Source organism: Williamsia limnetica (genome assembly GCF_003217475.1).
Taxonomy (GTDB): Bacteria; Actinomycetota; Actinomycetes; order Mycobacteriales; family Mycobacteriaceae; genus Williamsia; species Williamsia limnetica.
This window is the reverse complement of record NZ_QJSP01000007.1, coordinates 114,127-137,863: the sequence shown is the minus strand read 5'-3', so window position 1 is coordinate 137,863 and position 23,737 is coordinate 114,127. Positions and strand designations below refer to the sequence as shown.

Below are 23,737 nucleotides of genomic sequence, written 5' to 3'. Positions count from 1 at the left end.
GCCACGGCACGAAAAGGGGGAAGCAATGGTAGGCAGAATGTTTCGAAAGACGCAGGCGCGTGTTGCGGTGCTCATGATCGACGACGACGGGATGTCGACTGCGGAGTACGCGATCGGCACGATTGCCGCTGCGGCGTTCGGTGCGGTTCTCTACACAGTGGTCACCGGTGATTCGATTGTGTCGGCGTTGACGGGGATCATCGACAAGGCGTTGCAGACCACGGTCGGCTGATGGTGCGGCGCGTTCGTCGACCTCTGTCGGCCGATGATCGAGGCATGGTGACGGTGGAGGCGGCGATCGCGCTGGCCTCGCTGGTGGCCATGGTGGTGATCGGGGTGGTGGCGGTGGTCGCTGTGGCTGCTCACGTGCGGTGTATCGATGCGGCGCGGGAGGCGGCGAGGATTGCGGCGCAGGGTGATTCGGGGCTGGCGCGGCAGGTAGCTGCGCGGGTCGGTCCTGATGGCGTCGGTGAGTATTCGCACCGAGGGGGAGTTGATCGTCGCTCGGGTGCGGGTCGATGTGCCGTTGCTGCCCGGCGTGGAGGTGGGTGCGCAGGCGGTGGCGGCGATCGAACCGGGCGGTGATGAGTGAGAATCGCACGCGATGGGCGAGTGAGAGTTGCGGGCGACGAGCGTGGTTCGGCGACGGTTGCGGGGGCGTGTGCGATCGCCGCGCTGGCGGGTCTGGTGGTGCTGGTTCTGTTTGTGGGTGCTGCGGTCGCTGCGCGCCATCATGCGCAGTCGGCTGCTGATCTCGCGGCCTTGGCGGCTGCGTCTGCTCTGGTGCTCGGTGAGGCCGATCCGTGTGCGCAGGCCGACGTCATCGCTGGACGGGCGGGTGCTGTGGTCGCGTCTTGCGCTCCCGAGGACGGAGATGTGGTGGTGTCGGTCGATGTGTACGTCGAGTTGGGCCTGCTGGGTCACCGCCCTGCCCGTGCCACCGCACGGGCAGGGCCGGTGCCCTGAAGCCGGCAATCGCCGGTGCGTCAGCAGTATGCGGTGGCGTAACGACCTTCGGCGTATTCGAACGCCGTCTGGACACCGTTGACAAACGTGGAGCAACGCACGTAGTTGTTGCCACTGCCGTCGTTCTGGTAGTCGGCCGAAATATAGCCCCCGACAAGCTGGTACGTCGATCGGGAGGTGAACGTACGGCTGGTCGACCAGTAGGTGTGCCCATCGGTGCCGACGAACGTGTTGTTGAACCGGACCCGCTGGGACGGGTCTTCGGGGAACGACTGACCATCGCCATAGGCGTCGTACCAGTAGATCGAGTCGTTGATCGGCTTGTTCGACACGAACACGTACTTGATCACGTCTCCCGAAGTCGGGAATTCCACGTCCGCTGAGGCCGGGGAGACCCCGGAGATCAAGCCCAGGGCGACCACAGTGGACGTCAACGTAACCAGAACGCGCTTCAACACTTTTCAATTCTCCTTCAGACACCCCGCGCAGATTGCCGGGAAAGTGGGAGAACCATAACACGACCTACACATGCAATCCGAACGTAAACTGTTGGGAGTCAGCGCATTTCGTAGTCTGTTCGGACTACACTTACCCGCTCGCCGGCTGGTCACGACGCTCTGGTGCCCGGCCGCGGTCGGCCTCCGCGGGTGACGCTGAGGGCGTCAGTGCGGTAGACAAGGGGGGGTCGGTGCGGCAGCAGGGTGTGGCTTGCTTCACAATGGTGCGAAATCGGCGCGGAATCAGCCAGACGTATGATCTGCACGACTGTATTAACTGAAGTGAATGGTGGGGGCTTTCTTTGACGAAACGTTTGTTGGCGATCATGACCGGGATCATCGCGGTGATCGGCTTGTCGGGGATGGTGGCCGCTTCGGCGAACGCTGCGCCCCGGATCGGCCTGGGCGGTGGTGCGGGCATCATCATCAACAACAGCTCGCTGTGCACGTTGACCGCGATCGGTCACGACTCCGCCGGCCGTCTCGTCGGGTTGACGGCGGCGCACTGCGCCGAGACCGGCGACGCCATCCGTGCCGAGAAGGCCGCAGGGTCCGGCGTGATCGGTCAGGTCGCCTCGTCCAACAAGTACTGGGACTACGCGGTGATCCGCTTTGATCCGGCGAAGGTCGAGCCACAGCGCAACTACCGGGGATTGACGCTCGGCGGATTCGGCCCACAGCCGACCTTCGGTCAGAACGCGTGCAAGGCGGGCCGCACCACCGGCACCAACTGCGGCATCGTCTGGGGCACCGATCCCGAGAGTCCGACCTTCACCTTGAACCAGAGCTGCTCCAACCATGGTGACTCGGGTGCACCCGTCGTCGTGGACAACAAACTCGTCGGTCTGCTCAATGGCGGTCGTATCTTCAAGAACATCGGCGGCACCGGGCTGAGCTTCGACATCGAGTGCAACGACCCGGGCAACCCGGTCCACGTGCCGACGCTGAGCACCGGGATCGGCTACATCCTCAAAGACCTGAACGGGCGCAACACGATCGGCAGTGGCTTCCGCCTGATCTGACCGGTCGCGCCCGGCCGGGCTGTGTCACTTGCGCTTGATGATCCCTGCGATGCCGGCGATGACCAGGCCGATGCCACCGACGAGGGTGAGCCACAGCCCGATGCCGACGTCGACCGTGATGCCGAGCACCTCACCGGTGTCCTTGGCGTCCATGACATCGGCGATGTCGATGATCGCGATGAGCGCCACCAGCAGCCCTGTCACCACTGCCACGATGCCGGCCGTCAGGTGCAGCGCGGACCGTTTGTTGATCAGAACGCTGACGACGCCGAAGATCCCCGCGATCACTGCGAGAACCAGGGTCAGCACACCGTCGTTCGATCCGTCGCCGTCACCGCCGAGACCGCTCTCGCTGATCGTTCCGGAGATCCAGGGCAGGAACGCCGCGATCGCGACCAGTACCGCGAACACCCCGATCACCAATCCGATGATCTTGACGGCCTGCGAGACCGGCTCGGTCGAGGTTGCCGGCGCTGCACCGAATGCGCTGCCATAGGGCTGCTGACCCTGATTGGATTGCGGGGCCCCATAAGGATTCTGGCCAGCTTGATACGGCTGCTGCCCACCCTGTTGGTAGGGCGCCTGGCCACCGTAGTGCGGCTGCCCCTGCGGTGCGCCGTACTGCGGCTGACCTTGCGGCGCGCCGTACTGCGGCTGATTCGAAGGTGATCCGTACTGCTGTGGCGGTTGCTGGCCGCCGTACTGGCCCGGCTGCGCAGCCCCGGGTTGCCACTGCCCATACTGCCCTTGCCCGTACTGGCCCTGCCCGTACTGTTCTTGCCCGTACTGGCCCTGGGGAGGCCCACCATGCTGCGGTGGACGCGTCGGCTCCGCACCTGCCGCCGAATGGTCGATACCCGCGGGCGGGGATTCCTCCGGGCGGGGGGTGCCCGGGATCGGATTCACCGGAGGTGGGTTGCTGGACGTGATGCGGGTCTGGTCATACGGGTCAGGTTGCCCCGGTGTCTGCTGCGTCATGGTTGTGGCCTCTTCGCTGATCGGATTCCTCACGGTAAACCCGACGACCTCAAGGAGAGTGACTTTCGCGGCTCCATGAGTGAAACAGAGCATCCATTTCATGCAGATGATCGACAGTGTCTATGGTTCGCTCCGTCGTGGGCCTCATGCGCGTTCTTCGCTCGTCACGTGAGCGCTGCGCGCTCGCGTTCCTCACTGCATCACGCGCGGCCCACCCCTGCGCTCACGGGCCCACCCCTGCGCTCACGGGCCCACCCCTGCGCTCACGGGCAGCTCGTGCAGGATCAGGTTCAGCACCCTGATGGCTCCGTCTTTGTCGAGCGGTTCGTTGCCGTTGCCGCATTTCGGGGACTGCACGCACGACGGGCAACCGGTTTCACACCCGCACCCGGACAACGCATCTCGGGTGGCGCGGATCCAGATGTCGAATGCCTCATGCCCACGGTCGGCGAAGCCGGCACCGCCGGGGTACCCGTCGTAGACGAACACCGTGGGCAGGTCGGTATCGGGATGCAGATTGGTGGACAGGCCCCCGATGTCCCAGCGGTCGCAGGTCGCCACCAAGGGCAACAATCCGATCGCGGCGTGCTCAGCAGCGTGCAGCGCTCCCGGGAACCGGATCGGGTCCACCCCGGCGGCCTCGAGGGCCTCCGGGGCGATCGTGTACATCACGGCCCGCGTCGACAAGGTCTGCGGCGGCAGGTCGAGTTCCACCGAGTCCAGCACCTCGCCGGAGATCAATTTCCGCAGGTAACCGACCACCTGATGCGTCACGTCCACCCGCACCAGCGCCACGGTCAGAGGCCCGTGGGTGGCCGTCTCGATGATGCCCGTGATGTCGACGACGGTGGTCTCGCGAGCACTGGTTGTCCAGTCGGGTTCCTCCGGATGCACCAGTGCCAGACCGTCGTCGAGGTCCAGTTCATCGACCACATAGCTCTCGCCGCGGTGGATGTGGACGGCGCCCTGATGCACAGTGGACATCGCCCGGCCGGTGTCGACGGTACCGAGCAACTGCGCGGTGGTCTCGTCGACGATCATCACCTGTCCGCCGATGCCGCCGCGGATATCGACCGCGCCGTGGGGATCGACTCCGGCGGCCACGTACCAGCCCGCCTTGCGGTGCCGGATGAGTCCCTGGCGGGCGAGATCCTCCAGCAGTTCCCGCGCCCCGAAGGCGTCGACCTCGGCGTCTTTGAGGGGCAACTCCGCTGCTGCGCAGAGCAATTGCGGTCCCAGCACATAGGGGTTGGTGGGGTCTGTGACGGTGGCCTCGACCGGCTTGTTCAGCAGTGCCTCGGGATGGTTGACCAGATAGGTGTCGAGGGGATCGTCGCGGGCGACCAACACCACCAGCGACCCCTCGCCCCGTCGGCCCGCGCGGCCGGCCTGTTGCCAGAACGACGCGACGGTGCCCGGAAATCCCGCCACCACAATGGCATCGAGGCCACTGATGTCGACGCCGAGCTCCAGCGCGTTGGTGGTGGCGACCCCCAGCAACTTTCCGTCGGCGATGTCGCGCTCGAGGGTGCGGCGGTCGTCCGCGAGGTATCCCGCGCGGTAGGCGGCGACCCGTGAAGACAGGTCCGGATCGACGTCGTCGAGGATGCGTTTGGCCGACAGTGCCGTCAGTTCGACGCCGCGGCGGCTGCGAACGAAACACAGTGTGCGCGCGCCCTCGAGCACGAGATCGGCGAGGATGCGCGCCGCCTCCGCCCCGGCCTGTCGTCGCACAGGGGCGCCGTGTTCGCCGGTGATCTCGGGGACGAAACCGGGTTCCCACAGTGCGACCGTGCGGGCGCCGTGGGGCGATCCGTCCTCGGTGATCTCCACGCACTCGGCGCCGATCATCCGGCTCATGGCCGCGCCGGGACTCCCGGCGGTGGCGCTGGCCCCGATCACCACCGGGTCGGCGCCCGCGGCCCGGGCAATGCGGAGCAGCCGCCGGAGCACCAGGGCGGTGTGCGACCCGAATACGCCGCGATAGTGGTGGCATTCATCGACGACGATGAATTGCAGTCCGCGCATGAACTGGCGCCATCGGCCGTGCGACCCGAGTATCCCGATGTGCAGCATGTCCGGGTTGGTGAAGATCCACCGGGAATGTTCGCGCGCCCATTGCCGAACGGCCGGTTCGGTGTCACCGTCGTAGGCGCAGGGCTGCAGATGCATGAACTCCTTGCGCCCGGCCAACAGTGACGACACCGATCGAAGCTGATCGGAGCCGAGTGCCTTGGTGGGTGCGAGATACAGCGCGGTCGCCCGCGGATCGTCGAGCAACCGCGACAGGATGGGCACCTGGTAGGCGAGGGATTTCCCGGACGCCGTTCCGGTCGAGAGCACCACATGCTCTCCCGCCCAGGCGTGTTCGGCCGCGGTGACCTGATGCGTCCACGGCTGCCTCACGCCGGATTCCACGAGCGCGTCGCGAACCGGACCGGCGACCCATTTTGGCCAATCGGCGAAAGAAGCTGTCCGGGAGGGAATTACTGACTTGTGTGTCAGCGGTGAGTCGTCTGGATCGATGCCCGCAAGCGTCCGGGCGAGCAGCTCGGTACCGAAGTCTGCGTTATTCATCAGTCCAGTTCATCACGCTGTAATACTAGGCCTGCGAAATGTGACAAAGCGAAGTTCGGCCGGCATTCACGACCCACAATCAGGCTCTGGGCGACGTTTTGAATCAACTTGAACTCTCCACTGTTGTGCACGCCGAGAACATGATTGACTGAATATGGTCGCAGTTCTCGGGGGTGGGTTCAAGCATGTGGTCTCGGCTCTCGCAGATCGTGTTGCGAGCGTGGTACTGACGGTTGGTGTGCGGGCGTGCTCGCAAGCGGCGCCAGTAGGTATGGCGGTCGGAACCGGCCCGGCGTGGGTAACTCTCCGCCGTTACCGGTGATAGAAAAGGAACAAGGCATGGCTCAGGGGACTGTGAAGTGGTTCAACGCGGAAAAGGGGTTCGGTTTCATCGCGCCCGACGATGGACCGGATGACGTGTTCGTCCACTACTCCGAAATCCAGGGAAACGGTTTCCGGACCCTCGAGGAGAACCAGCGGGTTGAGTTCGAGGTCGGCCAAGGCACGAAAGGCCCGCAGGCCACCGGCGTTCGTGGGCTGTAGGACTCGTCCTCCACACCACACGCGAAACTCCGGATTCACCCCCGGCGCCGAGCCACGGTGCCGGGGGTGAGTCTTTTTCGGCCCTCGATACCGTACGGTTTCAACGTGGGTCAGCTGTCCATGTTCTCCGCGGAGACCGACGAGCCGTCCTTGGACGATCTCGCCGGGATCTTGGCGTCCGCGGGGCAGGTGGCCATCGGGCCGCGGGGCGCGCGGCTGTCGGTCGTGGTGGCAGACGATTGGCGTGCCCGGGCACTCGCCGACGAGATCGAGCGGTCCGGGGTGGCCGCCGAGGTATCGCTGTCGTCGGAGGGCTCGCCTCTGGTCGGCACCGTGTCGACACCGGTGCTCGACAATCTCTACCGCCAGTGGACCAAGGGCGCGGTCAAGTCGATGCCCGCCGCCTGGGTGCCGAGTCCGCGCGCGCTGCGACTGTGGGTGATGGCGGCCGGACAGCGTGACGCCGACCGCTATCTGCTCGGGCTCGACGCCCACGCTCCGGATTCGCATGGTTCGCTCGCGACCGCGGTGATGCGGGCGGGTATTGCACCCACTCTGGTGGGCACCAGGAGTGCGAACCCTGCCCTGCGCATCGCGGGGAAGCGGCGCATGACCCGACTGATCGAATCGGTCGGGGAGGCGCCGGACATTCCCGGGGCAGCCCTGCAGTGGCCATTTATTTGACAGTGTGATCGATAACGTGTCTGAACTGCACTGACAACCTGTCCAAATGGGCGGTTCGCACCCCGCTGCGGCGGTGTTCACGGGTGGCAGATCAGGTGCGGGGATGTCGTTAGCGCTATACATAAGGTACAAACGGGCCATAAGACCCATGGAAAGGTGCAGGCAAAGACGGTGGCGGATTCAGGTACTACAGCCGGCAAGACAGGTGGTGTCGTGCGCCGGCTCGTGATCGTGGAGTCCCCGACCAAGGCCCGCAAGATCTCCACATATCTCGGTCCCAACTACATCGTGGAGTCATCGCGCGGTCACATCCGTGACCTGCCGCGCGGCGCCGCGGACGTGCCCGCCAAATACAAGGGGCAGGCGTGGGCGAGACTCGGCGTCAACGTCGACGAGAACTTCGAACCGCTCTACGTGGTGTCGCCGGACAAGAAGTCCACGGTGACCGAGCTCAAGGCGCTGCTCAAAGACGTCGACGAGCTCTACCTGGCGACAGACGGTGACCGCGAGGGTGAAGCCATCGCGTGGCACCTGCTCGACACCCTCAAACCCAAGATCCCGGTCAAGCGGATGGTGTTCCACGAGATCACCGAATCGGCGATCCGGGCAGCGGCAGAAGACCCCCGGGACCTCGACGAAGACCTCGTCGACGCCCAGGAGACGCGCCGCATCCTCGACCGCTTGTACGGGTACGAGGTGTCGCCCGTCCTGTGGAAAAAGGTCATGCCGAAGCTGTCGGCCGGCCGTGTGCAGTCGGTGGCCACCCGCATCATCGTCGAGCGCGAACGCGAGCGGATGGCGTTCCGGTCGGCGAGCTACTGGGACATCGCAGCAACACTGGACGCCGGCGCAGAGGCGACACCGCGCAGCTTCGGTGCCCGCCTGGTCAGCGTCGACGGCGACCGCGTGGCCAGTGGCCGCGACTTCGACTCGGTCGGCGGCCTGAAGAAGGCCGACGGCGTGGTCATCCTCGACGAGAACCGCGCGGTCGCCCTGGCCGGAGGCCTGCAAGGCGCTTCCATGTCGGTGTCCTCGGTCGAAGAAAAGCCGTACACCCGCAAGCCGTATGCCCCATTCATGACCTCCACGCTGCAGCAGGAGGCAGGCCGCAAATTGCGGTTCACCTCTGACCGGACGATGAGGGTCGCGCAGCGGCTGTACGAAAACGGTTACATCACCTACATGCGTACCGACTCGACGACGCTGTCGGAGTCGGCCATCACGGCGGCCCGTAACCAGGCCCGTGATCTCTATGGCGCGAACTTCGTCCATCCGACGCCGCGGCAGTACACCCGCAAGGTCAAGAACGCTCAGGAGGCCCACGAGGCCATCCGGCCGGCCGGTGAGTCGTTCCGGACCCCGGGTGAGGTCGCGTCTGCACTGCAGACCGACGAGTTCCGGCTCTATGAGCTGATCTGGCAGCGGACCGTCGCCTCGCAGATGGCCGACGCCCGGGGCACCACGATGAGTTTGCGGATCACCGGAAACGCACGGACGGGGGAGACCTGCACCTTCGCCGCCTCCGGTCGTACCATCACGTTCCCCGGATTTTTGTCCGCGTACGTCGAGACCGTCGACGAGCAGGCCGGTGGCACCGCCGACGACGCCGAGAGTCGCCTCCCGAACCTCGTCCAGGGCCAGGCACTCACGGCCACCGAACTACGTCCTGACGGGCACACCACCAACCCGCCTGCCCGGTACACCGAGGCATCGCTGGTCAAGACGCTGGAGGAGCTGGGGATCGGACGCCCGTCGACGTACGCGTCGATCATCGGCACCATCCAAGACCGCGGATACGTGCACAAGAAGGGGTCGGCGCTCGTGCCGTCCTGGATCGCGTTCGCCGTCGTCGGCCTGCTCGAGGCCTACTTCAAACGGCTCGTCGACTACGACTTCACCGCGTCGCTGGAAGACGATCTCGACCAGATCGCCAGCGGTGCGGAGAATCGCACCAACTGGCTGACGCAGTTCTACTTCGGGCAAGAAGGTGCCGAGGGGCAGGCCGCGACCGGTCTGAAGAAGCTGGTCGGCATCAATCTCGAAGAGATCGACGCGCGCACGGTCAACTCGATCCGCCTGTTCGACGACGATCAGGGCAGGCCCGTGTACGTACGCGTCGGCCGGTTCGGGCCGTACCTCGAACGCACCGTCACCCCTGAGGGCGGCGGCGAGCCCGAGTCGCAACGCGCCAATCTGCCCGACGACATCACCCCGGACGAGCTGACGCTCGAACTCGCCGAGAAGCTCTTCAGCACCCCGCAGGAAGGCCGAACCCTCGGTGTCGACCCGCTCTCGGGCAACGAGATCGTGGCCAAGGAAGGCCGTTTCGGTCCGTACGTGACCGAAATCCTGCCTGATCCCGAAGACGATGGTGACGACGACGCGTCGTCGCCAGCACTCGCCCCGCCTCCGGCGCCCACCCCGCTCGACGACGGTGCGACCCCGCTGGACGCTCCCTCCGGCGGCGGTGGAACCGCGACGGCGACCAAGAAGGCAACGGCCAAGAAGACCGCGAAGAAGGCTGCCAAGAAGGCAGGACCGAAGCCGCGCACGGGGTCGTTGTTCAAGTCGATGGAGATCGGTTCGGTCACCCTCGAGGATGCGCTGAAGCTGCTGTCGCTGCCCCGGATCGTCGGCCAGGACGCCGAGGGCCAGGAGATCACCGCCCAGAACGGCCGGTACGGTCCGTACCTCAAGCGCGGCACCGACTCCCGGTCGCTGACCAGCGAGGATCAGATCTTCGACATCACCCTCGAAGAAGCGCTCAAGATCTACTCCGAGCCCAAGCGTCGCGGTCGCGCGGCCGCTGCACCGCCGCTGCGGGAGCTGGGCAAGGACCCGGTCTCGGAAGCGCCGATGGTCATCAAGGACGGCCGCTTCGGTCCGTACGTCACCGACGGCGAGACCAACGCCAGCCTCCGCAAGGATGACGACGTCGCGTCGATCACCGACGAACGTGCGTCGGAGTTGCTCGCGGACCGGCGTGCTCGTGGTCCCGCCAAGAAGTCGGCGAAGAAGGCAGCGAAGAAGGCTCCGGCGAAGAAAGCGGCTGCCAAGAAGACCGCGGCCAAGAAGGCTCCTGCGAAGAAGGCCGCCGCCAAGAAGACGACTGCCAAGAAGACGGCCGCGAGGAAGAGCCCGCCGAAGAAGTCGACCGACTAGGTCACCGGCGGTCTACAAACCCAGCCCGAGCAGGCAGAACCAGGTGCAGCAACACGCGGTTTTGCCTGCAACGACTGGGTGTGCGACGGGGTCCGCCCGTCAGACCTCGACCTCGTAGTTCGGTCTGGCCAGTCGGGTCTCGATGCCCCGGCCCCGTAGCTCGATGCCTTCACCGATGTCCCAGTGCGCAGCTTCTTCGGATGATGCCAGGTACACCGCGCGGGCCGATCCGAGCACGCGGCTCGGCTCGAACTTGGCCAGGTCGGTCAGCCGGGCCGCCTCGTTGACCGGGTCGCCGATGACGGTGTATTCGAGGCGCTGTTGCGACCCGATATGGCCGGCGATGGCCTTGCCCGCCGATACCCCGATGCCGACGTCGGTGTCGCCGAGTGCGGCGTCGAGTTCTTGACGCAGCGTTCGCGCGGCGGCGAGGGCCTGCCCCGCGAAGTCCTTCTGGTCGAGTGGGGCACCGAAGATGGCGAGCGCCGCGTCGCCCTGGAACTTGTTGACGAAGCCGCCGTGCCTGCCGACCACGTCGACGATCACCCGGAAGAACTCGTTGAGCAGGTTCACCACGTCGCGCGGCGGTCGGTTGACGGCGAGGCGTGTCGAGCCGACGATGTCGACGAACAGCACCCCGACGTAGCGTTCCTCACCGCCGAGTTCGGTGCCGATCTCGATGGCTCGACGGGCCACGTCCTCACCCACATAGCGGCCGAACAGGTTGCGCAGCTGTTGACGTTCGCGCACGTCGGCGACCATCTCGTTGAACCCGGCCTGCAGCAGGCCCAGATCACTGCCGTCGTAGATGCGGACGGAGGTGTCGAGGTTGCCCTCGCGCACCTCGTGCTGCGCCAGCCGGAGTTGTTTGATGGGATCGGCGATGGCCGAGACCAACCGGATCAGCCCGATCGATCCGAACGCCAACGCAGCACCCGCCATCCACAGGATGGGGCGCTGTAGTCCGGCGGCATCTGTGTCGATGACGCCGATCTGCTGCCCGACGACCAGGGCGATGATCACGGCCAGCGGCGCGGCCACGCTGATCACCCAGAACAGGATGATGCGTTGGGTGACGCTGGGTGCGGTCGCGTCCTCCGGATTGTTGGCCATCGCCGCCACCGTGATCGGCCGCAGCACCTTCTCGGACTGCATGTACCCGAGGACGGACGTCACGAGCGCGCCGACGAACGATCCCAGCGCGACGACCAGGGCGGTACGGCCCGACTGGGACAGGCTCAACAGCGAGAACACTGCGCCGCCGACCAGCCAGAGGGCGCCGTGGACGATCATCAGCAGCAGCGGCAATCTCAGGGCCCGGCGCCGCGCGCTCTCGTTGTCCAGGCGTGATCGTCGGCGATGCCAGACCAGCACCGGTAGCGAGAGCCGGATGGTGGCGTAAGCGCTCACGATGCCTGCGATGATCAGGTACAGCACGAAGATGAGCTGTCCGACCCCGCTGATCTCCGACAGGCTGACCGAAGTCTGCGCGGGCAGGCCGAAACGGAGGAAGGCGAAGGTGAAGAGCGCCCCGGCCACGTTCGCGCGGAGCATGTCCAGAGCCAGTACCGGCCATGGAGTGCGCACCAGCCAGCGCAACAAGTGCCATGCGCGCTGTAGTTGCGACTGTCTCTCGACCACGTGAATACGGTAGCTGCCTGCTTGCAAGAGTTAAACACGGCTGTCCGAGCGTGCAGATAGGCTTGACCTGTGACAACAGTGTTCGATCGACTGGTCGGCCAGCCGGATGTGGTGGGAGAACTCACAGTCGCGTCCGTCGCCGCAGCTCATTTGGCCGCCTCGCGTGATCTGGAGGCTCACGGCGGGCCGCCCGACGACGGCCCCAGGCACGGCTCCTCGGCGATGACGCACGCCTGGCTGTTCACCGGCCCGCCCGGCTCGGGGCGTTCGGTGGCGGCCCAGTGTTTCGCGGCAGCCCTGCAGTGCGAGGTGGCAGATACTCCCGGATGCGGCCGCTGCCACGCCTGCACCACGGTGATGGCCGGCACGCACTCCGATGTACGACGAATCGTGCCGCAAGGGCTGTCCATCTCGGTCAAGGAGATGCGCGCAGTCGTACAGACGGCCGCCCGCCGCCCCAGCGTGGGGCGTTGGCAGGTCGTGGTCATCGAAGATGCCGACCGGCTGACCGAGGGCGCGGCCAACGCTTTGCTCAAGGCGGTCGAGGAGCCACCTCCACGGACCGTGTTCCTCTTGTGTGCGCCGAGTGTGGACCCCGAGGACATCGCGGTGACCCTGCGGTCGCGATGCCGCCATGTGGCACTGACGATGCCCTCGGTCTCTGCGATCGCCGACGTCCTGGTCGGCAATGACGGCATCGACCCTGAGATGGCCCGTTGGGCGGCCTCGGTCTGCGGCGGCCATGTCGGCCGCGCGCGACGCCTGGCCACGGATGAGGAATCGCGGGAGCAACGTAAGCAGGCCCTGGGGATCGCGCGAGCCGCCACCCGGGATGCCACGGCATACGCGGCCGCCGAGGCGTTGGTCAAGACCGCCACCGATGCGGCGAAGGCGATCAGCGCACGACTCGACGAAGCCGAGACCGAGGAGATGCGGACCTCCCTGGGTGCCGGAGGTACCGGCAAGGGTGCGGCCGGGGCGCTCCGTGGGTCGGCGGGCATCCTCAAAGAACTCGAGCGGCGTCAGAAATCCAGGGAGACGCGGACAGGTCGCGACCTGCTCGATCGGGCTCTGGTCGACCTCGCCGCGCTGTTCCGCGACGCGCTGGCGGCGTCCTTCGGATCACCGGTGGCCGCGATGCACCCGGACATGTCGGAGCAGACCGTCGCCATGGCCGGCTACGCACGCCCCGAGGAGCTGCTGGCGTGCGTGGAGGCGGTCCTGCAGTGTCGAGAGGCGCTGGGTTTCAACGTCAAGCCCAAGTTCGCGGTCGACGCGATGGTGGCCGAGATCGGCCTGGCGCTGCGCCACTGACGGCTCGCGCATCGTCTGGTGCGTCGCGCACTTGATCAAACCGATGCGCGAGGCACCAACGCGTGCGCGGGTTGGGAAGTCGGGCCGGGTCAGCTGAACAGGGCGAGGGCGTCGCCGAACATGCCCTGGCTCTCGATGACGATCGCGTTCTCATCGGGGTCGAGGTGGGTGATCTGCTGGACTCGATCGCCGTACCAGAAGTAGGTGTGCGGGCTGATGTTGCCGCCAGGGGCCTCGGCGACCTGTCCGAGCGTGAAGCCGACCATTTCCTTCACCGCGAGGGTGGACTGGAGGTTGGTGACGGGATGGACCATGAGCAGGTGCCGGTGCGGGACGCTGAACACGACGCCGTGCTCGGCCTCTCCGAGCTCGGTGCCGATGATCCGCCGCATGTTCCGCGCTTTGGTGGCGATGAAGAACGAATCGCCGACCAGGGCGGTGATCCCTCGCGTGCCGTCGATCGGGATGTCTTGAGTGGCATAGGGTTCGGCGTCTGTGTTGCGTTGACCGGCCTGATAGAGCAGGTCGAGGTCGCGACCCTGCAGGCTGGTATCGGTGAGGGTCTCGACGGTGGTCGGCAGATCGCGGCACAGATGGGTGACCAGGTCGTCGGTGAACCGGCGTGCGTAGGCCATCGGCAGTTCCGGGTCGACGGCCACGTCGACCGGCTGCAGCCGGGTGCGCACTTCGGTCAGTAGATCGGGTTCGGACAGTTCGGCGACGTCCGGGGCGGCGCGTCCCTCCAGTTGACTGGCGAAGTGCGCCCCGATGTGGGCCGACCACTCACTCTCGGGAAGCTTTCGGCAGGCGGCGACGAGGTTCTGCAGGAAGTAGCGCTCGTCGTCGGGACCGACCAGGAATACGTCTCCGTGCTCGGGGTCATCGATGGCTGTGACCTCGATCCCGAGGTCACGGAGCGCGGTCGTCGAGAGCGCCACGACCGCATGCTCGACGTCGTCGAGTGCCGGGCGTTTGGTCATCCGATCTCCATACGGCAACCCTACTGATCGGCGGTCGTCAGCTCTTTCAGGCAGGTTGTGAACTCCTTGTAGCGATCGCGGCCGAGTCGCTGCTGCCACCGCGCCTGAACGTCGGACATCGCGGTGGCCGTGCGGGACTTCATCGCCGCACCTGCAGCGGTGGGGGTGACGAGTGTGGCGCGGCGATCCGCGGGGTCTCGAATCGAGTGGACGAAACCGTGGTCCTCGAGATGAGCGAGCAGCTGGGATACGCCCTGTCGGGTGATCCGGCTTCGTTCGGCTATCGCGCTGGGGCGTGTGCCCTGGTCGTCGATCGAGTCGAGTAAGCGCAGATGGGAGACCCGTAGTGGGTCGATCGATCCCATCTGGGACTGCAGGTCGATCCGAAATCGTTCGAACGCGCCGCTCATCAGTTCTGCGAGATGCGGGCTTGCTGCCTCTTGTGACATTCGTCAACTACCTTTATTATCAAGTGACTTTATCATTATCGTACAAGAGGCCCGCCATGATCGACATGCCACCACCGGACGATCAGACTCTGCAGATGGTTGCAGCCCGACTCGGGATCGGCGACTGCTCGAACCTCGAAGGGCGACCGCTCGATTTCGATGTGCAGGCACCGGGGACTGCGGGGTTGTGGCGGGTGCGTGTGACCGGGGATCGCGGGCAGGGCACCGCGGTGGTGAAGTTGCTCCGGCATCCGCGGGATTGGCCGGTTCTCGCTCAGCTCCCGCCCGATGCCCAGGCCATGTTCATCGACCACTTCCCGTGGTCGGATGACCCCGAGGTGTTGCGCGAGGTGTCGGCGGTGTGCCCATCGGGTCTTCGCACCGTCGAACTCCTGGCGTCGCAGTGGCATGGCACGGATCGGCGGTCGATGTGGCTGGAAGACCTCGGAAACGTCCAGACCTTGCGCGGCGCAGAGGAATTCGTCAATGCGGCTCGGTTGCTGGGGGCGTTGGCCGCGCGCAGGGACATTCTGGGGTCACCGTTGTCGGCGCGGTTCGACGACTCATTCGCTCTGACGATGATCGCCCGCAACCGGGTGCAGTGTGGTGATCTGCCGCTTCTGTGCGGACCGCTGCGTGACGTCGCGGATGACGTGATGCCGACTGATCTGGGCGATGACCTGCGTTGGGTCGGCGAGCATCTGGACGATGTGCTCGGCAAGGTCCTCCAGGTGCGTCACACGCCGGTGCACGGGGACGCCGCGCCCGACAATGTCGTCACCGACCCTCGTGATCGGGCGGCGGTGGTCCTCATCGATCTCGCATTGACTCCACGGCACGCACTCGGATATGACCTGGGCCAGTTGGTCTTCGGACGCCACAGTCCGGTGCTGGGGATGGGCGTCGATGTGGTCGACGCGGTCGTGGATGCCTATTGCCGTGGTCTCCGGGGCGAGGGGATGACGGTGGAAGTCTCCGAGGTGTGGTCGGGGTTCATCGGGTCGGCACTGATCCGCAACGCGTTCGAGGTGACCACCGCGACGACAGATCGTCCGGCCAAGATCGTCGCCGCCTGGTACCTCGTCCGCAGGGCCGTCGACCTGGGCTTGGTGCCGGCTCGGAGCCCCGTCGGGTGAGCCGGTTTGGTGCTCGGGTTGGTGCTCGATAGACTGGCGGGCGCTGCCTCGCGCAGCACGCCGCCTTAGCTCAGTCGGTAGAGCGCTTCACTCGTAATGAAAAGGTCGCGAGTTCGATTCTCGCAGGCGGCTCCACGAAGGCCCTCCATGGTGAGGGCCTTTTTTGGTACTCGCGCAAAAGCACACCGTTCAGTCATATGCACACGTCGCAACGTGTGCATATGACCGAAGCGTGTGCATCTGTGTCAGAACGGGGTGAGCAACGGGCGCTCGGATCGTAGGGCCATGGAGATGGGATCCGTGCGGGTTGCCGGTCCGAGCCCTGGTCCGGGACGCACGAGCAACTCGGGCGCACCGGGCACCGCGGCGCACCGCGGGCAGCGGCCGTACTCGTCGATGTCGGTGCCGCAGACACTGTGAGAGAAAATTCGACGGCGCCGCGTCGGATCGGACCGACCGTCGCCCCAGCGGATCAGCGCGTGCAACGACGGCCACAGCTGCAGGCCTGCCTCGGTCAATACATAGTCGGTGCGGCCTCCCCGGGGCGCCCGCTCGAGTACGCCAGCGTCGATGAGGTCGGAAAGACGCTGGGTCAGAACCGCTTTGGAGATGTCGAGGCGCTGCTGGAAGTCGGTGAAACGGCGGACCCCGAAAAAGCACTCGCGCAGGATCAGCATCGTCCAGCGTTCGCCGACGATTTCCAGGGCCCGCGCAAGCGAGCAGTCCTGCGTGTCGTAATCGGTGCCGAGTGCCATGACCGGCAAGTCTACACCGATGGTCTGTTCACCAGACCATGTGCTAGATTTCCTGGATAGTTCGGTGATCAGACCAAAGGGCGGCCATGACCAGTTCGGATGTTCAGGACATCGCGGTGCAGGCACGACGCTCACTTGTCGTCTCAGCGCTCGGCACTCTGCTGGTCCTGGTCGCGTTCACCACGCCCCTGTCGACGATCAACGCCACTGCGGCATCCCTGGACGCGGGGGTATCGGGCACCACCTGGATCTTGAGTTCCATGAGCATCGGCCTTACTGCGGCGCTGCTGTCGACAGGGACGATCGCAGACGACTACGGGCGCCGTCGAACATTGGTGATCGGGCTGCTCGTCGTCGCAGCCGGATCGATCGTGGGGGTTCTGATCCCCGACGTGGTCGCCTTCGTGCTGACGCGGATTGTCGTCGGGATCGGTGGTGCGGCGGTGATCGCATCCAGCCTCGGCATCATCGCCCACAGTTACGCGCCCGGACCGGCGCGTGCGGCCGCGAGCGGCATCTGGGGAGCCAGCGTCGGCGCGGGTATCGCGATCGGACCCCTGCTGTCCGCGCTGCTCGAACGGGTACACAGCTGGCACGATGCCTACTGGGTGCTGGCCGCCGCCGCGGTGGCCCTCGCCGTCACCGCGGAGATGCTGGTGCCCGAGTCGCGTTCGGAGCACCGCCGAGGCCTCGATCTGCCGGGAGCGGTGTTGTTCGCCGGCGGGATCAGCGCTTTGCTCGCCGCGCTGGTCGAGGGCAGACAGGGATGGTCCGAGCCGACGGTCATCGTGTTGTTCGTGGTCGCGGGTGTGGTGTTGGCGTTGTTCTGGTTCGTCGAATACCGGAGTGCGACCTCGATGCTGGAGTTGTCGTTGCTTCGCTCACCGGCGTTCGCGGCGGCAACGGTGGCGGCCTTCGTCACCGGCGCCGGCGTCGTCGCGTTGATGTCGTTCATGTCGGGTTTCTTGGGGTCAGCTCTGGGGATCTCTGCTGTCGGCGCTGCGTTGTTGCTGTTCGCGTGGTCGGCAACCAGCGTCGTGACCGCCATCGCGGCGCGACGCATCTCACCGCGGGTATCCGGGCGGGTCCAATTGTCTCTGGGCCTCATCGGGGTTGCGGTGGGTCTGCTGGGACTGGCCGGAATCAACGAGGGTTCGGGCTGGGTTCGCTTTCTGCCGGGGCTGGTCGTCGCGGGAATCGCGTCCGGTGTGGTCAACGCCGCGCTCGGACGAGAAGCGGTGGCGAGCGTTCCTGCGGGTCGCGGCGGAATGGGCAGCGGCGCCAACAACACCGCCCGCTATGTCGGGTCGGCGATCGGGGTCACCGTCGTCGCGGTGATAGCCACCCATCCGCGGACCGGATCCGCCGCACGCGGCCTGATCGAGGGCTGGAATGTCGCAGCCGTGGTGGCAGCGGTCATTTCCCTCATCGGCGGGGTGGCAGTCCTCGCGCTGCATACCCGGGTTGTGTCGGTCGAGAGCGCCGCCGCGCAGAAGAATCCGATGACCACTGGGTAGGCTTGGGATCTTCGTCCGTGGTCGCGACGCAACAATCGGTGGGAGTTCGGTCATGAGCGTTCTGGTGAGTTTTCATGCGCATCCGGACGATGAGGTGTTCAGCACCGGTGGCGTGATGCGCGCGGCGGCCGATGCCGGTCATCGGGTGGTGTTGGTGACCGCGACCGACGGCGCGGTGGGGGAGTTCCCCGAAGGGATACTCGACGAGGGTGAGGCGCTGGCGGATCGTCGTCGAACCGAACTCGAGGAGTCGGCGAAAATCCTTGGCGTACATCGCCTGGTGATGTTGGGGTACGCAGACTCTGGGATGGCAGGGACAGCGGAGAACGCAAATCCGCTCGCCTTCACGAACATCGATGTCGAAGAGGCTGCGCGGCGTCTGGCCGACGTACTCCTCGAGGAGCGCGCCGATGTGGTGACGATCTACGACAGCAACGGCGGCTACGGACATCCCGATCACATCCAGGTACACCACGTCGGGCGTCGTGCAGCCGAGATCGCCGACACTCCTTACGTTTACGAAAGTGTGGTCAATCGCGACCACATGCAGAAGTTGATCCGGTCCAACCCGAAGTGGACCGAGGAGGACGCGTCTCTGGATCTGTCGACCATCGGGTTACCGGACGCCGACATCACCACCGAGGTCGACGTCAGCGACTACATGACCGCCAAGCGTGCGGCGATGGTGGCTCACGCGACCCAGATCGGTGACTTCGGTCCTTTCTTGGGTATGACGCAGGACGAACTGCGCGCGGCGTTCGGTCTCGAATGGTTCAGGCGGGTCCGGGGCGTCGACGGACCCCGGGAGCGCTCACTGCCACTGTGAGCGTGCTAGATCGCCCCGGGATCGGTACGTAATAGACCGTGGACCACCAGGTCGTGGCGCTTGCCGTTCTTGCCCACGGCAGCCGATCGCAGCACCCCTTCCTCGGTGAAGCCGCATCGGAGGGCAACCGCCCGCGACGCGGTGTTCGTGGAATACGCATCGAGACCGACGCGGACGGCCCCGATCTGCCACGAGTACCCGATCAATAGCCGCGTCGCGCGGGTCGCCACACCCCTACCCCGGGCCTGCGGCGCGACCGAGTAACCGACCTTGGTCACCGCGTCGTCGTCTTCGGCGCGCAACCCACACAGTCCGAGGAACTGGTCGTCGCGATCGACGATGGCGAGATCGAACCCCGGCCACACCCTCGTCGACCGGCTCTCGACGAAATCGCGGGCATCCGCCTCGGTGTAGGGCTGCGGTACGACGGTGAACTCAGCGGTGGCGGGATCCCGGCTGGCTGCCAAGACCGGCAAGACGTCGCCGGTGTCGAGTGGTCGCAGCGTGATGACGTCATCGGTCAACGTCGGAATACTGCGCGGCCAGTCCATGTGCCCACGGTAGTGCCGCGGCGCTCTCGTTTAAGGTTCATCGTGAACCTGTAGACGACGAATGGGAATTGCATGCTGTTGGCCGCGTGGGTCACGGTGGTCACCGCTGTGATCTTGATCGTGCCCGGTGCACTCGTCGGTCGGCGGATGGCCCTGCCGTGGCCGGTCGCGGTGGCGGCCGCAGCGCCGTTGACCTTCGGCATGGTCGGGGTGTTCACCGTTCTCTACGGCATCGTCGGCATTCCGTGGAATCTGCTCACGGCGCTGCTGATGGTGCTCGTGTGCTGGCTGATCGCGTGGGTGTGGGACATCGTCGGCCGCAGGGTCGGGGCGCTCGCCCCCACTCCTCCGGCCGAGGACGCACAGCCGCTCGGCAGGCCGGCCCTGCTGATGGTGGTCGCGGGTGTGCTGCTCGGCGCGGTCATCATCGTGCTCACCTCGATACGCCGGCTGATGGGCACCACGTTCCTGGGTCTGAACAACATCTCACAGGTGTGGGACGCCCTCTGGCACGCCGACGCCCTGCAGTGGATCCATCAGACGGGTGACGCGTCCGCCCTGCACATGGGTGAGCTGATGAACTACGACACCCACGGCTTCAACTATTACCCCAACACGTGGCATGCGCTCGGGTCGCTGCTGTACCCGGTGACAGGTGCGGACACGGTCGAGCTCTACAACGTGTATTCGCCGGCGGTGCTGGCGTTCACCCTGCCGATCAGCGTCGGCGCCATGGCGTACTGGCTGGGCCGGAGCAGACTGGCACCGGACCAGGCGGCCGTCTTCGCCGCCGTGGGCGCTGCGATCACCGCGGTGTTCCCGTCGTTGCCGTATGTCGAACTCGCCTTCACCTCGGTCCCCAACGCCGTCGGGGTCTCGCTGGCCCCGGTGACGGCGGTGCTCGTCGCGACGGCGATCAGTGATCGACGACGGATCCTGCCCGCCGCGCTGGCGATCGCGGGTACTGCCGCGACCCACCCGTCCGGACTGGTGGTGGTGGCGGTCATCGTCGGGCTGTGGTGGCTGCTACAGCGACTTCCGAGCCCCGTCCGTGGACGCGTGGCGGACGCCGCGACCCTGGCTGTCACCGGAGCGATCGCGCTGGTGCTGATCAGTCCGGTCATCGTCGGCACCCTCAAGATCTCCGAGAACAACGAACTCGCCGGATTCGAGTTCCGCGACGACCAGGCGAATCTGGCGACAGCACTGACCCGGGCGACATTCCAGGGAACGGAACTGCTCGAGCACCAGTACCCACTGCTCTACCTCCTGATCCCTGCTGCAATCGGGTTCGGGTGGCTCATCTGGTCGCGGAGTTGGGGTATCGCCGCAGCATGGCTGGTGTTCATCGTGACCACCACGAACGCCATCTACGAGATCGGTGGTCCGGTCTCCCGGGTCCTCGGAACCCTCGGCGGCTACTTCTACAACTCCCCGCACCGGCTGACGTTCGTCGTCTCGATCTTCACCGCGATCGCCGCGGGCATCGGCGTCGGGGTGTTGGTGCTCGGGGCGGTCCGGCTACTCGACCGCACCGACCGGCTGCGCAGTCCGCTCGTGCTCCCCGCCGCGACGCTGGTGGCGTTGCTGCTCGTCATGGGCGCAGGTGCCGTCCGGTACGCCGGCAACAGCTCGATCGCGACGCAATACCGGAGTGAGGCCCGGATCGGGCTCGAGGACGTTGCCGCCTACAAGTGGCTGGCGCGGCAGCCGGGGGCACGAGAGACCGTGATCCTCAACAACCTCGACCAGGGCAGCGGCTGGATGTATCCGGTGGCCGATCTGACGCCGCTCTTCCCCTTCTACCGGGCCAACGATTTCAGCCAACGCCAGGCCGACCTCTACTGGAACGTCGGAAAGATCGGTGCCGACCCCGCCATCGATCAGACCGTGCGCGACCTCGGGATCCGCTACGTCTTCGACAGTCCGCCGAGTTACTGGTGGTTCCAGAACGGTCCGCAGAATCTGGCCGAGGGCATCTTCGGGGACCCGTTCTTGACGCTGCGCGCGGCCGGTGCCCCGGGGCTGCGTGAGATCTACCGGCAAGGAGACGTGACCATCTTCGAGGTCACAGAGGAAGTACGGAACGGAAGCAACTGATGCGCACCATGGTCACCGGCGGTGCCGGGTTCATCGGATCGACACTGGTCGACCGCCTACTCGCCGACGGCCACGAGGTCGTTGCGCTGGACGACTTCTCGCGAGGGAATAGGCAGAACCTCGCTGCTGCCATCGCCGCGGGTGCCGAGGTGGTCGAGGGCGATCTGACCGCACTCGACCTCGAAGCGGTGGTGGCGCAGGCGAAACCCGAGGTCGTCTTTCATCTCGCGGCCCAGATCGACGTGCGGGCATCAGTGGACGATCCGGTCTTCGACGCCCAGGTCAACGTCCTGGGTACGGTGCGTCTCGCGGAGGCCGCACGGCTGGCAGGTGTCCGCAAGATCGTGTTCACGTCGTCCGGTGGGTCGATCTACGGTTCGCCGGAACACCTTCCGGTCACCGAGTCGGCTCCGGTTGCGCCGATGAGTCCCTACGCTGCGGCGAAGGTGAGCGGCGAGGTCTACCTCAACATGTACCGCTCGCTCTACGGGCTCGACTGCTCCCATATCGCGCCGGCGAATGTCTATGGGCCACGCCAGGATCCGCATGGAGAAGCCGGCGTGGTCGCCATCTTCGCCCGTAGATTGCTGGCGGGTGCACCGACCACACTGTTCGGGGACGGCGGCAATACTCGCGACTACGTGTTCGTCGACGACGTCGTCGCCGCGTTCGTGCTGGCGGCCGGTGAGGTCGGCGGCGGCACCCGGTTCAATGTCGGAACCGGTGTACAGACCTCCGATCGCGAATTGCACACTCTGGTTGCCGAATCTGCCGGAGCTGCAGACGATCCGACGTTCGAGCCGGCGCGACTCGGCGACGTGCGCGATTCGGCGATCGACGGGTCGCTGGCAGGCGAGATTCTCGGCTGGCGGCCTGAAGTAGCTCTCGCCGAAGGTGTTCGACGAACGGTTGACCACTTCCGCGCTGTCTGACCTCCGTCGACCGCGCCGATGGTGCCGGACGGTCGGCGGTGGTGTCGGCCCGCTCGCCGGCTAGTTGATCACCTTTTCTGTGGTCGAGTATTTGTTCTCGACGTGGTTCTTGAGTGGTTGCCACCAGTCGGGGTTGTTGCGGTACCAGTCGATGGTGTCGGCGAGGCCGCTGCGGAAGTCGGTGTAGTGGGGTTGCCAGCCGAGTTCGGTGCGTAGGCGGTGTGAGTCGATGGCGTAGCGCAGGTCGTGGCCGGGGCGGTCGGTGACGAAGTCGAAGGCGTCTGTGGGTTGGCCGGTGAGTTCGAGGATGGTTTCGATGACGGTGCGGTTGTCGACTTCGCCGTCGGCGCCGATGAGGTAGGTCTCGCCGATGGTGCCTTTGTCGATGATGGTCCAGACGGCATCGTTGTGGTCGTGGACGTGGATCCAGTCGCGGACGTTGGTGCCGTGGCCGTAGAGCTTGGGGCGGATGCCGGCCAGGACGTTGGTGATCTGGCGGGGGATGAATTTTTCGATGTGTTGGTAGGGGCCGTAGTTGTTGGAGCAGTTGGAGATGGTGGCTTGTACGCCGAAGGACCGGACCCAGGCCCGGACGAGGAGGTCGCTGCCGGCTTTGGTGGCCGAGTAGGGGCTCGAGGGGTTGTAGGCGGTGGCTTCGGTGAAGCGGGCGGGGTCGTCGAGGGCGAGGTCGCCGTAGACCTCGTCGGTGCTGATGTGGTGGTAGCGGACGTCGTGTTTGCGGACGGCTTCGAGGAGGGAGAAGGTGCCGACGAGGTTGGTGTGGACGAAGGCCGACGGGTCGGCGAGGGAGTTGTCGTTGTGGGATTCGGCGGCGAAGTGCACCACGATGTCGGTGTCGGCGACGAGGCGGTCGACGAGGGCGGTGTCGGTTATGTCACCTTCGATGAGTTCGATCTGGCCGGCGACGGGGGCCAGGGACGCTGCGTTGGCGGCGTAGGTCATGGCGTCGAGGACGCGGACCTGCGCGTCCGGGCGGGTGGCGATGGTTCGGTGCACGAAATTGGCGCCGATGAACCCGGCTCCACCGGTGACCAGTACCCGCATGACAGTCCTTTGTTCGATTGCCGCAACCTTACCCAGTGTCAT

22 protein-coding genes, 1 tRNA gene and 1 pseudogene are annotated in these 23,737 nt (G+C 65.9%); 15 read left to right on the top strand and 9 right to left on the bottom strand.

Features of this window, described 5'->3' with window-relative positions; genetic code table 11:
• Positions 1 to 25 precede the first annotated feature (25 nt).
• The 4 genes and pseudogenes from DFR67_RS13140 to DFR67_RS13130 all read left to right on the top strand — a co-directional run bounded on the left by DFR67_RS13140 (position 26) and on the right by DFR67_RS13130 (position 966).
• On the top strand, positions 26 to 232 hold the full coding sequence (locus DFR67_RS13140) for a DUF4244 domain-containing protein (RefSeq protein WP_110469987.1): 207 nt from the start codon (positions 26 to 28) through the stop codon (positions 230 to 232).
• Positions 232 to 408, top strand: a pseudogene (locus DFR67_RS31600) (TadE family type IV pilus minor pilin); the annotation flags it as partial. The gene DFR67_RS13140 and the pseudogene DFR67_RS31600, both read left to right, overlap by 1 nt.
• A 61-nt stretch (positions 409 to 469) precedes the next feature.
• Complete coding sequence (locus tag DFR67_RS31595; RefSeq protein WP_425451280.1) at positions 470 to 592, top strand: hypothetical protein; 123 nt, start codon at positions 470 to 472, stop codon at positions 590 to 592.
• Between the two features lie 20 nt (positions 593 to 612).
• Positions 613 to 966 carry an Rv3654c family TadE-like protein gene (locus DFR67_RS13130; RefSeq protein ID WP_110470118.1) on the top strand — a complete coding sequence of 118 codons (354 nt, stop codon included), beginning with the start codon at positions 613 to 615 and terminating at the stop codon, positions 964 to 966.
• A 20-nt stretch (positions 967 to 986) separates the two neighbouring features.
• Here DFR67_RS13130 and DFR67_RS13125 read toward each other — a convergent pair whose 3' ends face one another.
• Complete coding sequence (locus DFR67_RS13125) at positions 987 to 1,424, bottom strand: hypothetical protein (protein WP_146240438.1); 438 nt, start codon at positions 1,422 to 1,424, stop codon at positions 987 to 989.
• A 341-nt stretch (positions 1,425 to 1,765) separates the two neighbouring features.
• Between DFR67_RS13125 and DFR67_RS13120 the strand changes: the two genes are divergently transcribed.
• Positions 1,766 to 2,485 carry a S1 family peptidase gene (locus tag DFR67_RS13120; protein WP_110469985.1) on the top strand — a complete coding sequence of 240 codons (720 nt, stop codon included), beginning with the start codon at positions 1,766 to 1,768 and terminating at the stop codon, positions 2,483 to 2,485.
• Between the two features lie 24 nt (positions 2,486 to 2,509).
• Here DFR67_RS13120 and DFR67_RS30245 read toward each other — a convergent pair whose 3' ends face one another.
• Positions 2,510 to 3,463, bottom strand: a complete 954-nt coding sequence (locus DFR67_RS30245) for an SUR7/PalI family protein (RefSeq protein WP_146240437.1) — start codon at positions 3,461 to 3,463, stop codon at positions 2,510 to 2,512.
• 243 nt (positions 3,464 to 3,706) lie between these two features.
• On the bottom strand, positions 3,707 to 6,040 hold the full coding sequence (locus tag DFR67_RS13110; protein WP_110469984.1) for a DEAD/DEAH box helicase: 2,334 nt from the start codon (positions 6,038 to 6,040) through the stop codon (positions 3,707 to 3,709).
• A gap of 339 nt (positions 6,041 to 6,379) precedes the next feature.
• Here DFR67_RS13110 and DFR67_RS13105 point away from each other — a divergent pair, with 339 nt between their 5' ends.
• From DFR67_RS13105 to topA, 3 genes are all read left to right on the top strand, one after another.
• Complete coding sequence (locus DFR67_RS13105; RefSeq protein WP_084839153.1) at positions 6,380 to 6,583, top strand: cold-shock protein; 204 nt, start codon at positions 6,380 to 6,382, stop codon at positions 6,581 to 6,583.
• Positions 6,584 to 6,688: 105 nt separating this feature from the next.
• A complete protein-coding gene (locus DFR67_RS13100; protein WP_110469983.1) occupies positions 6,689 to 7,267 on the top strand; it encodes a hypothetical protein in 579 nt (192 codons plus the stop codon).
• Positions 7,268 to 7,438: 171 nt separating this feature from the next.
• Entirely contained in the window at positions 7,439 to 10,429 is a 2,991-nt protein-coding gene (topA, locus tag DFR67_RS13095; RefSeq protein WP_110470117.1) for a type I DNA topoisomerase, read from the top strand.
• A gap of 99 nt (positions 10,430 to 10,528) precedes the next feature.
• Here topA and DFR67_RS13090 read toward each other — a convergent pair whose 3' ends face one another.
• Positions 10,529 to 11,983, bottom strand: coding sequence for an adenylate/guanylate cyclase domain-containing protein (locus DFR67_RS13090; protein ID WP_425451278.1), 1,455 nt, complete (start codon positions 11,981 to 11,983; stop codon positions 10,529 to 10,531).
• A 156-nt stretch (positions 11,984 to 12,139) separates the two neighbouring features.
• Here DFR67_RS13090 and DFR67_RS13085 point away from each other — a divergent pair, with 156 nt between their 5' ends.
• A complete protein-coding gene (locus DFR67_RS13085; RefSeq protein WP_110469982.1) occupies positions 12,140 to 13,384 on the top strand; it encodes a DNA polymerase III subunit delta' in 1,245 nt (414 codons plus the stop codon).
• An 89-nt stretch (positions 13,385 to 13,473) separates the two neighbouring features.
• Here the strand turns inward: DFR67_RS13085 and DFR67_RS13080 are convergent, their stop codons facing one another.
• Positions 13,474 to 14,364, bottom strand: a complete 891-nt coding sequence (locus DFR67_RS13080; RefSeq protein WP_110469981.1) for a hypothetical protein — start codon at positions 14,362 to 14,364, stop codon at positions 13,474 to 13,476.
• Between the two features lie 20 nt (positions 14,365 to 14,384).
• Positions 14,385 to 14,813 (bottom strand): MarR family winged helix-turn-helix transcriptional regulator, encoded by a 429-nt coding sequence (locus DFR67_RS13075; RefSeq protein WP_110469980.1) that lies wholly within the window; start codon positions 14,811 to 14,813, stop codon positions 14,385 to 14,387.
• A 56-nt stretch (positions 14,814 to 14,869) separates the two neighbouring features.
• Between DFR67_RS13075 and DFR67_RS13070 the strand changes: the two genes are divergently transcribed.
• A complete protein-coding gene (locus DFR67_RS13070) occupies positions 14,870 to 15,949 on the top strand; it encodes a hypothetical protein (protein WP_110469979.1) in 1,080 nt (359 codons plus the stop codon).
• A gap of 59 nt (positions 15,950 to 16,008) precedes the next feature.
• Positions 16,009 to 16,084 (top strand) — tRNA-Thr (locus DFR67_RS13065).
• A 110-nt stretch (positions 16,085 to 16,194) separates the two neighbouring features.
• On the opposite strand, the gene DFR67_RS13060 is transcribed toward DFR67_RS13065, so the two are convergent.
• Positions 16,195 to 16,704 (bottom strand): winged helix-turn-helix transcriptional regulator, encoded by a 510-nt coding sequence (locus tag DFR67_RS13060; protein WP_110469978.1) that lies wholly within the window; start codon positions 16,702 to 16,704, stop codon positions 16,195 to 16,197.
• Between the two features lie 86 nt (positions 16,705 to 16,790).
• Here DFR67_RS13060 and DFR67_RS13055 point away from each other — a divergent pair, with 86 nt between their 5' ends.
• Together DFR67_RS13055 and DFR67_RS13050 are read left to right on the top strand one after the other, a co-directional pair.
• Positions 16,791 to 18,221: an MFS transporter gene (locus DFR67_RS13055; RefSeq protein WP_110469977.1), complete on the top strand. Its 1,431-nt coding sequence runs from the start codon at positions 16,791 to 16,793 to the stop codon at positions 18,219 to 18,221.
• Positions 18,222 to 18,273: 52 nt separating this feature from the next.
• Entirely contained in the window at positions 18,274 to 19,047 is a 774-nt protein-coding gene (locus DFR67_RS13050; RefSeq protein ID WP_110469976.1) for a PIG-L family deacetylase, read from the top strand.
• A 5-nt stretch (positions 19,048 to 19,052) separates the two neighbouring features.
• On the opposite strand, the gene DFR67_RS13045 is transcribed toward DFR67_RS13050, so the two are convergent.
• The gene (locus tag DFR67_RS13045) at positions 19,053 to 19,598 is read right to left on the bottom strand and encodes a GNAT family N-acetyltransferase (RefSeq protein ID WP_110469975.1); all 546 of its coding nucleotides are present in this window, start codon (positions 19,596 to 19,598) and stop codon (positions 19,053 to 19,055) included.
• 72 nt (positions 19,599 to 19,670) lie between these two features.
• Between DFR67_RS13045 and DFR67_RS13040 the strand changes: the two genes are divergently transcribed.
• Together DFR67_RS13040 and DFR67_RS13035 are read left to right on the top strand one after the other, a co-directional pair.
• Positions 19,671 to 21,698 carry a DUF6541 family protein gene (locus tag DFR67_RS13040; RefSeq protein WP_110469974.1) on the top strand — a complete coding sequence of 676 codons (2,028 nt, stop codon included), beginning with the start codon at positions 19,671 to 19,673 and terminating at the stop codon, positions 21,696 to 21,698.
• Positions 21,698 to 22,630, top strand: a complete 933-nt coding sequence (locus DFR67_RS13035) for an NAD-dependent epimerase/dehydratase family protein (RefSeq protein WP_110469973.1) — start codon at positions 21,698 to 21,700, stop codon at positions 22,628 to 22,630. Before DFR67_RS13040 ends, DFR67_RS13035 begins: the two co-directional genes overlap by 1 nt.
• Before the next feature lie 60 nt (positions 22,631 to 22,690).
• Here the strand turns inward: DFR67_RS13035 and rfbB are convergent, their stop codons facing one another.
• On the bottom strand, positions 22,691 to 23,695 hold the full coding sequence (gene rfbB / locus DFR67_RS13030; RefSeq protein WP_110469972.1) for a dTDP-glucose 4,6-dehydratase: 1,005 nt from the start codon (positions 23,693 to 23,695) through the stop codon (positions 22,691 to 22,693).
• Positions 23,696 to 23,737: the final 42 nt, after the last annotated feature.

Bases quoted from the DNA above. Each gene is read 5' to 3' on its own strand.
- DFR67_RS13050 (WP_110469976.1), top strand. From the start codon at position 18,274: ATGAGCGTTCTGGTGAGTTTTCATGCGCATCCGGACGATGAGGTGTTC.
- DFR67_RS13110 (WP_110469984.1), bottom strand. From the start codon at position 6,040: ATGAATAACGCAGACTTCGGTACCGAGCTGCTCGCCCGGACGCTTGCG.
- DFR67_RS13055 (WP_110469977.1), top strand. From the start codon at position 16,791: ATGACCAGTTCGGATGTTCAGGACATCGCGGTGCAGGCACGACGCTCA.
- DFR67_RS13080 (WP_110469981.1), bottom strand. From the start codon at position 14,364: ATGACCAAACGCCCGGCACTCGACGACGTCGAGCATGCGGTCGTGGCG.
- DFR67_RS13075 (WP_110469980.1), bottom strand. From the start codon at position 14,813: ATGTCACAAGAGGCAGCAAGCCCGCATCTCGCAGAACTGATGAGCGGC.
- DFR67_RS13040 (WP_110469974.1), top strand. From the start codon at position 19,671: ATGCTGTTGGCCGCGTGGGTCACGGTGGTCACCGCTGTGATCTTGATC.
- DFR67_RS13045 (WP_110469975.1), bottom strand. From the start codon at position 19,598: ATGGACTGGCCGCGCAGTATTCCGACGTTGACCGATGACGTCATCACG.
- rfbB (WP_110469972.1), bottom strand. From the start codon at position 23,695: ATGCGGGTACTGGTCACCGGTGGAGCCGGGTTCATCGGCGCCAATTTC.
- DFR67_RS13070 (WP_110469979.1), top strand. From the start codon at position 14,870: ATGATCGACATGCCACCACCGGACGATCAGACTCTGCAGATGGTTGCA.
- DFR67_RS13060 (WP_110469978.1), bottom strand. From the start codon at position 16,704: ATGGCACTCGGCACCGATTACGACACGCAGGACTGCTCGCTTGCGCGG.
- DFR67_RS13090 (WP_425451278.1), bottom strand. From the start codon at position 11,983: ATGCTCCGCGCGAACGTGGCCGGGGCGCTCTTCACCTTCGCCTTCCTC.
- DFR67_RS13105 (WP_084839153.1), top strand. From the start codon at position 6,380: ATGGCTCAGGGGACTGTGAAGTGGTTCAACGCGGAAAAGGGGTTCGGT.
- DFR67_RS13035 (WP_110469973.1), top strand. From the start codon at position 21,698: ATGCGCACCATGGTCACCGGCGGTGCCGGGTTCATCGGATCGACACTG.
- DFR67_RS30245 (WP_146240437.1), bottom strand. From the start codon at position 3,463: ATGACGCAGCAGACACCGGGGCAACCTGACCCGTATGACCAGACCCGC.
- DFR67_RS13140 (WP_110469987.1), top strand. From the start codon at position 26: ATGGTAGGCAGAATGTTTCGAAAGACGCAGGCGCGTGTTGCGGTGCTC.